The organism is Psychromonas sp., assembly GCF_983033635.1.
Window position 1 is genome coordinate 1 of sequence record NZ_CEZLMY010000128.1, and the last position, 10137, is coordinate 10137.

Annotated in this window: 9 protein-coding genes and 1 pseudogene; 5 read left to right on the top strand and 5 right to left on the bottom strand. The window is 42.2% G+C overall.

Going from position 1 to position 10137, the window contains the following annotated elements; genetic code table 11:
- Nucleotides 1–231 precede the first annotated feature (231 nt).
- On the top strand, nt 232–1566 hold the full coding sequence (locus AC4GME_RS14030; protein ID WP_490378130.1) for a hypothetical protein: 1335 nt from the start codon (nt 232–234) through the stop codon (nt 1564–1566).
- A 186-nt stretch (nt 1567–1752) separates the two neighbouring features.
- Here the strand turns inward: AC4GME_RS14030 and AC4GME_RS14035 are convergent, their stop codons facing one another.
- The 3 genes and pseudogenes from AC4GME_RS14035 to AC4GME_RS14045 all read right to left on the bottom strand — a co-directional run bounded on the left by AC4GME_RS14035 (nt 1753) and on the right by AC4GME_RS14045 (nt 2619).
- Nucleotides 1753–2121, bottom strand: a complete 369-nt coding sequence (locus AC4GME_RS14035; protein ID WP_490378129.1) for a hypothetical protein — start codon at nt 2119–2121, stop codon at nt 1753–1755.
- A gap of 190 nt (nt 2122–2311) precedes the next feature.
- A pseudogene (locus AC4GME_RS14040) lies at nt 2312–2452 on the bottom strand (NAD-dependent protein deacylase); the annotation flags it as partial.
- Between the two features lie 14 nt (nt 2453–2466).
- Nucleotides 2467–2619: a hypothetical protein gene (locus AC4GME_RS14045; RefSeq protein ID WP_490378128.1), complete on the bottom strand. Its 153-nt coding sequence runs from the start codon at nt 2617–2619 to the stop codon at nt 2467–2469.
- 332 nt (nt 2620–2951) lie between these two features.
- Between AC4GME_RS14045 and AC4GME_RS14050 the strand changes: the two genes are divergently transcribed.
- Entirely contained in the window at nt 2952–4211 is a 1260-nt protein-coding gene (locus tag AC4GME_RS14050; protein WP_490378127.1) for a cyclic di-GMP phosphodiesterase, read from the top strand.
- Nucleotides 4212–4571: 360 nt separating this feature from the next.
- Nucleotides 4572–5102: an REP-associated tyrosine transposase gene (locus tag AC4GME_RS14055; RefSeq protein ID WP_490378126.1), complete on the top strand. Its 531-nt coding sequence runs from the start codon at nt 4572–4574 to the stop codon at nt 5100–5102.
- A gap of 313 nt (nt 5103–5415) precedes the next feature.
- Here AC4GME_RS14055 and AC4GME_RS14060 read toward each other — a convergent pair whose 3' ends face one another.
- Together AC4GME_RS14060 and AC4GME_RS14065 are read right to left on the bottom strand one after the other, a co-directional pair.
- Nucleotides 5416–7026 carry a Na/Pi cotransporter family protein gene (locus AC4GME_RS14060; RefSeq protein ID WP_490379616.1) on the bottom strand — a complete coding sequence of 537 codons (1611 nt, stop codon included), beginning with the start codon at nt 7024–7026 and terminating at the stop codon, nt 5416–5418.
- Between the two features lie 514 nt (nt 7027–7540).
- Entirely contained in the window at nt 7541–8236 is a 696-nt protein-coding gene (locus AC4GME_RS14065; RefSeq protein WP_490378101.1) for a metal-dependent hydrolase, read from the bottom strand.
- Nucleotides 8237–8535: 299 nt separating this feature from the next.
- Between AC4GME_RS14065 and AC4GME_RS14070 the strand changes: the two genes are divergently transcribed.
- Both AC4GME_RS14070 and AC4GME_RS14075 read left to right on the top strand, forming a co-directional pair.
- A complete protein-coding gene (locus AC4GME_RS14070) occupies nt 8536–8787 on the top strand; it encodes a hypothetical protein (RefSeq protein WP_490378102.1) in 252 nt (83 codons plus the stop codon).
- 380 nt (nt 8788–9167) lie between these two features.
- A partial coding sequence (locus AC4GME_RS14075; RefSeq protein ID WP_490379617.1) for a HAMP domain-containing protein occupies nt 9168–10137 on the top strand: 970 nt, incomplete at its 3' end.

Consider the following 10137-nt stretch of genomic DNA (forward strand, 5'->3'; position numbering starts at 1 on the left):
GAGGCCTGTTTTATCGTATTTAACTGTATGATAATTCGGGGCTTTACGGCGATTAAGTTGTAACCTTGCAGTCACTTATATAACCTTTAATCAAGCCGTAAACACATAAAATAACTACAGCACAACATGATGATCAATAGAGATGAAATACCCGGAAATTGAATATTGCGTGTGCCGGGAGATTGAGCTTTAATAGGAGTTTAAAGTTGAATCAAACCCATAGGACAGATCATGTCAGAAAACCTTGTTATTGCCTACCACCTGTCTCACTCTGAAATTCCAGTCGCAGACTCGCTGGGACTATTCAAAGCTTTAAAGGCGGAGTTTGTTTTTAACCACTGGCAGCCGGGCCAAGTTTATCTGCATCAGGTTAGCTATCCGCAGGGAGCGATCAGCGATTATTGCGAAGATGGTCATCACGACGGTGTTTCAAGTTTCAGCTGGGATGAGTTTGTAATGGTTGATAATTTAATTAGTCGACAGGTTTGGCAGCTTGATAATAGAGAATCATTGCTTTCTCTGCTGAAGTCTGAGTTTATGACAGATTTGGGCTCATCTATTTTCTCCAGTCGAGATGCTCTGCATCGCACTATATTAAAACTTGCAGGAGTCGAGCTGGCTGTTGACTATATTCGCCATGCTCAGTTAAGTGCGGAAGAGCTGCACAACTGCCTGACAGTAGAACATACTCAACTGGTGAAGGAACTGCTAAAGTCTGGTTTATTCAGTGAAGAGGATTTTTGCAGAGGCACTCTTGCAGACATCGACTGGAAAAAACTGACTAATGAGAAAGATAGTTTTATGGGGGATACCTTAGAGACCCAGCTTGGATTGAGTGATGAGTTCGAGGCACTATTGCGGGATCTTTACGTCGACTCTCCTGCGCCTAAAACAGAGAAGTTAAGAGCCATTATGGTTGCCTTATCTCTAATAAATGGGCTTCCCTGGCTGCATTATATTACACCTGCTGAAAGAGTTATTTTACCCTGCGGGCTAGTGCTTATGTTATTACGTCTAAAACAATCGACCAGTATCGAAGCTATCTTCGATCATCCAGATATTGAGCTTGAGTATACTGCAGCTGAAAATAGTTGTGACTCTTTGATCGATCGTCTGGCTGTCTACCAGCATTTTGATCTGCTGAAATCACTGCACAATAAATTAGGCGGATTCGATAAACAGCAGTCTATCCGGTGCGCCTCTAGCCTCTCGGCTGCGGGGGCAAGTAAATTTCAAGTGGCGACTTTTAACATCGTAGAAGAGCAGGAAATCCTGAACTGGCAGCTGCAGAGCTCGGATAGTTCACTTGAGCACGCAGCCAGCTGCGGCTATTTATTTTTGTGTGAACAGCTGTTGGCGAATGAAACCATCAGCAAAGCGGATCTGGATTCGGCCTTATTATCGGCAGCGGAGCAAGGTTATTGCGAAATTGTAAAGCTTCTACATAAGCACGGCGGCTCTCTGGAAGCTGGTGGACGCTGGCCTATTAGATACGCCAATAAATTTGCTTATCCACAACTAAAAAACTATCTGCTTGCGCAGGGTCAGGAGGATCTTCGTTTTTAGCCAGGGCCTGGTTGAGGCTATATTATTTTGATAGAGCCTTGATCTAGTTCAACAGCTATGAAAAAGATAGTGAAAAAGATAGGACATATATATGTTGTAGCCTTGTAAATCATTTAGTTATGTTAACTCGTTCCCACGCTCTGCGTGGGAACGCATAGTTCAATTTATTGAATTGAAAAACAGAAATCATAGCATCGCTAACAGATCTGTTTTAAAGCTAGTTACCGCTTGTTCTTCGATCCGGCCAATTTCCTTGTGACTGTCATTAAATATAATGGTCGGAAGGCATTTAATGGCTAACTGTCCTTGGGCCTTTTGTGCTTTATAGCGCGCTTTATCTTCATAACTTATTATCTGGATAGCAGGAGCTTGTTCTTTTAGTGCAGCCGCCAGAGCCAATAAATCTGTGACTTCTCTTTCACAGTCCGGACACCAGCTCGCATTGTGTACCGTGACCCTAATATTACTGAGATCGTTAGCTATATCTGAATAGAGAGCGACTTTTGAGTCAATAATATTTTGCCACAGCGGCACTAATTTAAGTAATTTTTTCACGGTTAAATCCTGTTCTTCTGTTCTTAACAATCTCTGTTAAAGATCTTTTTTAATTTGCTCATCAAGATACATATCTTTGTTTTGAAAGTACAGGAGCTAAGAGCTTATGCCCAGCTTATATTAATCCATGGATAAATTTGGGAAAGTCAAAGCATCCATCTGTTCTTCTCTTTAAACTCAGCGTGTCCCGATGGTAAAATGTTAAGACTAATTCTGGGTTTCGTCTATAGCCTTCTGGCGTTGCGACATCTTCTACAGGGTAATTCTCCCATAGGCCATCGGCACCTTTAATACCTGATTCGGCGGAAATTCCTGCGCCGGTTAAAACCACAGTTAGTTATACTCTTAGTTAACTTGGCATTTACTATGCTCTGTGTTTTTTTTAATCAGGATATTTTCTATGACACTTGTAAACGGGGTGCTAACCATCTGCTCACCTAGTTTTTGCTGCAATGCATCACCATTTAATAATACGTTGTCACGCCATAAATAGTTCATTTTAACGACCTCTTTTAGCATAGGATTAAAATAAGCCAACATTTTGTATAACCACCATGGAAAGCGGCCTAACTGCAGCGTTAGTTTATTAGCGGATAATTTAACGCAACAACTTATCTGACAATTTATCGAAGATAATGATAGCAATACGCATAAATACCTAAGCAAACTTGCAACTCAAAATGGGGGATTTGTTAAAGGTTAAAAGTAAAAGGTTTGATGTACAATACTGCACTACTTCGCCTTATTTTATTGATCAGCCTTGTATTTCTAATTATTGATGCAGATAATGCATATAATGAAAGATATGCACAACTTAATTGGTAATGAAGATGAGCAAAATAAAACTGGCAATGGATAGACTTGCCCCCGGTCTATATATTCAACTTCCTTGCTCATGGAGAAATCACCCATTTCTTTTCGGCAGCTTTAAAATTAAAGACCAGCATCAGATCAAGGTATTGCGCTCATTAGGCTTGAAGTATGTCATCTATTATCCGGAAAAAAGTGATATTACTCCGCCTACTCCTAAGATCGAAACAACTGAAGAAAAAATAGATAAAAGTGAAGCCGATGCTTATCTCGAGGCATTATGGAAAGAGAAAGAGCAACGTGTGGAAGAGAATAAATCATACCTACGTAATTTACGAAAGTGTCAAAATGATTTTGATCAATCCCTAGCGGCTGTTCGTTCTATTAATTTAAAGCTAGGAAATCAAGCTGCACAAGCATTAGCAGACGCCCAACAACTGATAGGTAGTATCAGCAGTAAATTAATGAGCGGCAACAATAGCGTGTTGCATTTAATGGAGAATGGGAAAAAGGGAACAAAGGGCGGGCAGTACCACAGTCATGCTTTTCATGTCTCAATTTTAGCAATGATTTTAGGTAATGCACTGAAACTTTCAAAGCAAGAGCTCATTTACCTTGGTTTAGGCGCTCTATTTCATGATATTGGCAAAACTAAAGTTCCCGACAACATTCTCAATAACAAGCCAGAAATAACGGTCGCTGAAAATAATTTTTATAAAATGCACGTACAATATGGACTGGAGAATACAAAAAATATTGTTGATTTCCCTCTGCCAGTACGTGTAATTATTAGCCAACATCATGAATACCTTGATGGCAGTGGTTACCCAAAAAAGTTAAGTGGTAAAAAAATTAATTTATTAGCGCAAATTGTCAGCATCGCCAACGAATTTGACAATATGTGCAATCCAACTGATAAGCACCCAACGCGCAGCCCCTATCATGCCCTATCTTACCTCTATAAAAACAAAAGTAAGCAACTCAATAAAGATGTCTTAGGCATCTTAATTAAAAAATTAGGTATTTATCCGCCTGGCTGTATTGTGCAGCTTTCCAACAAAAAAATAGCCTTGGTAATAAGCGTAACTGAAAACAACATAATGCAACCAAGTGTGCTTATTTATGATCCCTCCATCCCCAAGAAAGAAGCGCCCATTATAGAGTTAATCGAAAATGAGTTGAAAATAGAAAGCGTTATTTCAGCAGCAAAACTGCCCGAAGAGATTAAAGACTACTTAAACCCATGCGACTGTGTGAACTATTATTTTGATGATGCATAACATCTTGAGGGGCAGATCTTGGCTTTTGCTTTAAAATCTGAATTCCCACGCGGAGCATGGGAACTAGTGGTGCGGCAGTTGCTAGTCTTGACTCGTTCCCACGCTCTGCGTGGTAACGCATAGTTTTATGTTTGATGCTGAAGTTGTCAGTTTGAATTCCCACGCAGACCGTGGAGCTGACTCGTTCCCACGCTCTGCGTGGGAATGCATAGTTTTGTGTTTTATGCTGTTGTTACCAGTCTGAATTCCCACGCTCTGCGTGGTAACGCATAGTTTTATGTTTGATGCGGCAGTTGTCAGTCTGAATTCCCACGCGGAGCATGGGAACTAGTCGGGCGATACCTTAACAAAGGAGTGCACATGGGAAGAAGCCGTTACAAAATCACGCAAGTTGATGCGCCGCATTTTATTACGTTAACGGTATTGCACTGGATACCTGTTTTTACACGTCCGGAAACGGTTGAAATGATATTTGATTCACTGCGTTTTTTAATGCTGGAAGGTTTGAAAGTTCATGCTTATGTGATTCTGGAAAATCACCTGCATCTGATTGTACAGAGTAAGCAGTTAGATAAAGATATAGCGCGCTTAAAGTCATATACAGCTAAGCAGTTGATTGCTTATCTTGCGCAGCATAATGTAAAAACGATTTTAGAGCAGTTAGCTTTTTATAAAAAAGAACATAAAAGTGATCGTGAATATCAGTTTTGGCAGGAAGGTGTACATCCTGAGTTGATCCAAAATGAGGCAATGATGTTACAGAAGATTGAATATATTCATCAAAATCCAGTTAAGCGCGGTTATGTCGAGTCAGCTGAGCACTGGCGGTACTCTAGTGCTAAAAATCACCTGGGAGAACCGGGGCTTATTGAGGTGTGCAAAAGCTGGTAGGTATATGATCTTAATTCCCACGCGGAGCATGGGAACTAGTGGTGCTGGCTTGGGATCTAGTGGTGCGGCAGTTGCCAGTCTGAATTCCCACGTAGAGAGCCTCGTTCCCACGCTCTGCGTGGTAACGCATAGTTTTATGTTTGATGCGGCAGTTGTCAGTCTGAATTCCCACGCGGAGCATGGGAACTAGTGGTGCTGGCATGGGTGCCAGTGGTGCGGCGGCTGTCAGTCTGCATTTCCGCGTAGAGAGCCTCGTTCCCACGCTCTGCGTGGGAATGCATCGCTCCCTATGGCATTTTCTCGCTTGTGTTTATTACTTCCCTGCCGCAAGAATAGCTTGTTTATAGTGGAATGAGATGCGGATAAGGTGCCAGGAAACCCTTTTCAGCCAGCGTATCCCCTCCAAGTAATCGGTACCGACAATAACGTCCAGCTCACCTCTGGCAATCTGCTCGACAATCATTTTCCGGTAAGGTCGAATCTGTTTATAAAGCCGTTTTCTTGTATTATTGGAATGCTCTAGCATTGCCTGCAAGTCGTTAGCATCCATCGCTGCCATCATTGCTTTTATACCCAGAATCATAATGTCTTTTTCATTAACGAACTGTTTTGTATCCCTAAGGGTTATCGCTCTGTCCTCTTCCTCCTCGCAGCGTTCATGAAGTCTCTGCATATGATCGAGCGTGTGAAACATCGCCAATAGCCGTTCCCATTGTGCGCCGGATTGGCTTTTTAGCGATATTTCATCAATATAGGAGTGTGTTTTATTAAGCGCCTGCTGCAGCTGTAAAATATCCGTTCTTGGGCTGTTTTTATCGCCAAGGATCGCATTGATATGCGTTAACAGGGCGATTGTCTCTGTACGCACGCTGTTTTGTACAGCGGTGAGCGCCATGCTCGGCTCTGCCAGCAAGAGCTTGTCCAGCGAGTCGGTAAACAGTTTGTTTTGCTCCGGAATCAGCCGGAACATCAGGGAGGCGAAGCTGTTGGTAAACGGCAAGATAATGATCAGCGCTAATAAATTAAAAGAGCTGTGAAAGGCGACCAGTGAAATTTCCGCATTATTATAAAGCGCTGATGGAAAAAGAGTCGTGACCAGCATAGTAAACGGCGTTATTAACAGCAGGGCGAAAACGGCGGTAATAATATTGTAAATAACATGGGAAAAACCGGTTCTGCGCGCTTCCAGCGATTGACCTATGGTGGCGATTGCCGCTGTAACTGTGGTGCCTACATCCATACCTATAACTAAAGCGGCGGCCTGCTGAAAGTTTATCGCCCCGGAGAAAAGAGCAGTTAGCGCCATCGCGACACCGGCACTTGAAGATTGGGTTATCAGGGTAAAAACAATGCCAAAGGCGACCAGTTTCAGTCTGCCGCTAAAAGTGTCCGGCGGCAGTTGCTCGGGCGTAATTAAATCGCCGAAACCGCTCATACCTTGCTGCATCATGGCGATGCCGACAAAAATAAGCGAAAATCCGGCCAGCGCGTATCCGCAAGTCGCCAATCTGTTTTTTGCCAATAAACGCAGCAGTGCCCCAAGCAGTAAAAGCAGTGTCATAACCGCTTCAAGGTGCAGTTTAAATCCGAGAAGTACCACTATCCAGCCGGTCAGCGTGGTGCCGAGATTGGCACCAAAGATGATGCCCAGCGATTCAGAAAAACCGATCAGTCCGGCGCCGACAAAACCAACGGCGGCAACGGTTGTCGCACTGGAAGAGCGTAAAATGGCAGTGGCGACGGCACCGGTAATGGCCCCGCTAAGCGGCGAATGGGTAAAACGTACAATGGCTGAGCGCATTGCATCTCCGGCTAAAGTGCGCAGCGCCTCCATCATAATAATCAGGCCAAGCAGAAAAAGCCCCAGCCCCCCTAAGGCTTGAAGAATGGAATCAAAGTTTTCAAACAAAATGTTTACACTCATGATTCAAATCTCTACTAAATTAAGCTGGACTCTGGATAAGGGCATTAGCCCTTAATATTGTTATTTTTGCTCTGTTTCAATCAAAGCGCCTCTGGTATTGCGCGGTTAAAAGCGCACCTGCAAATATAAAAACAGAGCATCTTATTATGCATATATGCTATTACTCGTACAAAGTGCCCTTAATCAGGTGATATTTATATTAAAGCAGCGCATGCACGCAATTGTGTTATTGCATTCTTTACCTATCGTCTCAAATTATAGATAAGAATCATCTGTTTAGGGAGAAAATGATAATTGAGTTCCAAAGAGGCATCAGAGGCTTGTTTTACTTTTACTTTTCCTTTTAGTGTTTTTTGCCTGCATTGTATCTGTTAATGCTGCTTGGAGAATCAGATAGGTTATCCTTTACGGTTTGTGTTTGCTGGTGGTTTATCATCTCCTTCTCATGGTAAGGGAGGCTGAAGCCTCTCCTTGGAAAACAGCGCCAATCTTAAGCGATTGGCTGTGTTAAGCCTTAAAGCTTGAACTTCGACCAGTTGCTTAGTGTGCTGATTGTATCGATCGGTGAAGGGGCGATATAGGCTAATGTAATAATGGCAATCAAGGTTATCAGGGTTAAGCTTTTGTTTTTAAAGTCGGCTAGTTTCAGTGCAGTGCCAAATGAACGTTTAATTCTGATATTGTGTAAATCTACGCTGAATATCTCATCTAACAATAGATGGATAAGCCCGCCAAGAAATATAAATCCCCCTGAAAGCCAGGCAATTATGGCGGATTGCTCTGTATGTTGGTAACTTAGTCGCCAGATTATCTGGGTTGTTAGCAGAGCGGCCAGCAGTAAGAAAAACAGTGAATGACAGCTGCCGCGATGCACGGTGATTTTTTCAAATATGGGTCTTATCAGGTAGCGCATAATGCCATAGACAAGCAGAGGAATCGCAATCAGTTCAATAAAGCTGATTTGTGCAAACTGCTCAGTGGTAATGTAGCGGATTACGAACAGTACGGCACTTAAGGCGAACAGATTAAAGATAGTATCAAGTGCTGTTGAGTTATCGGAATCGATATCCGGTAATAATCCTCCGACTGCCCCTAAAAACCACAGCCAAAGAGCGCTATTGAGATCGATATGGCTTGCTGATAAAAGCACTGCTGCACTAAGGCCGGTTGTAATTGCGGCTACATTGAGGTGAGTATTAAAGTTTGCCATTGTTTCTCTTCTTTGAAGTATTCTGTTTGCATTCTATCAACTGCCGGCAACTGCTCCAGCTAAATATTGCGCAGTCCGGAGCTTTATCTCAGTGAGTCGAACAGGGATTAAAATATTATCGAGTCGCGAAACAAATGATTTATACTCCACTGCAAGATAGGACTGTTTATCAAACAGCGTTTTTTATATTCGAGCCGGCTAAAAAGAAAAAATAATATGCGCTCAATCGTTAAATGTACTCAGCTGTTTGTAAATAGCTTAACTGCTCTGTGCAGGCTTTAACAGGAAAGATAGTAGCAATGGCAAAACCGAACAAAAAAGGCCCAAGTGCAACAGTTGATATCTTTTGCAGTCAATGTAAAAGCCAGCTGTTTAAATATCGTAAAGGTGGGAAAGGGGCGTTGCTGAAATGCTTCAAAGAGCGGATTTCGCGGGATTTTACAACTGAGCCTGCTATCTGTCCGGGCTGCGGTTTGCAGTTCGCCAGAGATACTTTAGTGCGCGGTACGCCTGCTTTTAAAATCATTGGCGGTAAAGTGTTTGTTAAATAGGAGAAAATAATTTTTATCGTTCTTTATACCAATCCGCTTAATATGATGCTCTATTTGTGGAAGTTTGGCGAATTGAATGCCAGTTCAGGTTTATGAGCGGCTAAGCTCAGCGAACCCTGGTTCTACAGTCTAGCCAGTAGTATTGCGCGGTTTAAACTGCACTTCCAAATATTAAAACAGATCAGTTAATTTTGCGGATTGGTATTATTTCTCCTTTGAATCAAAATTCTGAAATCTAGTCGTTTAAAATTTACTTATCGAGACAGATTTGCACACTTTTCAATGACCTGATTAGACCATGCTATAATTTTTATAAGGAACTGCTTATATCGTTAATTGATTTACTAGAAGTCGAAGGAATATTATAAGGGAGGCTCTCAATGAACATTGCCAGCGTTAATAAACTTAGTTTGTTAGGCTTTATCATGTTATTAGGCTTCTGGTGCTTTGTTGTTTTTAAAATGATGAATATTCAAGTAGAGCAGTCCCTTAAAAACGAAGATTACCATTTGCAATCTTATAATCTGGCAAATGAGTTGAGACAAAGTTCTGATGATCTGACCCGAATGGCCCGTACATATGTAACAACCGCTAACCCAATTTATAAACAGTATTATTTTGAAATACTCGCCATCCGCAATGGAGAAGCTCCTCGACCAAAGAAATACCACTTAACTTACTGGTATACCTCTCCTGCAGCTAACGGAGGCTCCTTGAATAACCTCGGTGAGCCAGCCTCACTACAATCTCTTATGAGTGAAATAGGTTTTAGCGAGAAGGAGTTTTCTCTTCTTCAAAAATCTAAAAGTCGTTCAGATACACTTGCGCGTTTGGAGAGTCAATCTTTTGCAGCGATGCAGGGCCTCTTTGATGATGGCAACGGTAATTTCACTGTTAAAGGGGAGCCTGATAGAACTTTTGCAAGCAAGCTGTTATTCAGTCCTCTGTACAATAAGGAAAAAGTCTCTATTATGGAACCGATTCTGGAGTTCCTTGAGGCTGTTGGGGAGCGTATGGCTTCTGAGTCCAAGGCTCTGCAAAGCAAGCAAACAAAATATGTATGGCTTGCCATTTTGCTGATCATTATTTCCACACTTATGGCGTTTATTCTTGCCTATTATGTTAGATCTAAGATTGTTTCCCCTGTTTTTTCTTTGAAGCACGAGGCTCATATTATTGCAGAGGGGGATTATCAAGCCCGCTGCCAGGTCAATGTGGAAAATGAATTAGGCTCACTCGGCCGAAGCCTGAATGAAATGGCCGATTGTATTGAGTTGGATATAAATAAACTTCGAAAAATGGCAACAACTGATGAGCTGGTCGGCATCAGTAACAGGCGGGCTTTTATGC

Excerpts from the sequence above, each read along its gene's own strand:
- AC4GME_RS14050 (WP_490378127.1), top strand. The coding sequence starts at position 2,952 with ATGAGCAAAATAAAACTGGCAATGGATAGACTTGCCCCCGGTCTATAT.
- AC4GME_RS14030 (WP_490378130.1), top strand. The coding sequence starts at position 232 with ATGTCAGAAAACCTTGTTATTGCCTACCACCTGTCTCACTCTGAAATT.
- AC4GME_RS14055 (WP_490378126.1), top strand. The coding sequence starts at position 4,572 with ATGGGAAGAAGCCGTTACAAAATCACGCAAGTTGATGCGCCGCATTTT.
- AC4GME_RS14060 (WP_490379616.1), bottom strand. The coding sequence starts at position 7,026 with ATGAGTGTAAACATTTTGTTTGAAAACTTTGATTCCATTCTTCAAGCC.
- AC4GME_RS14070 (WP_490378102.1), top strand. The coding sequence starts at position 8,536 with ATGGCAAAACCGAACAAAAAAGGCCCAAGTGCAACAGTTGATATCTTT.
- AC4GME_RS14045 (WP_490378128.1), bottom strand. The coding sequence starts at position 2,619 with ATGAACTATTTATGGCGTGACAACGTATTATTAAATGGTGATGCATTG.
- AC4GME_RS14065 (WP_490378101.1), bottom strand. The coding sequence starts at position 8,236 with ATGGCAAACTTTAATACTCACCTCAATGTAGCCGCAATTACAACCGGC.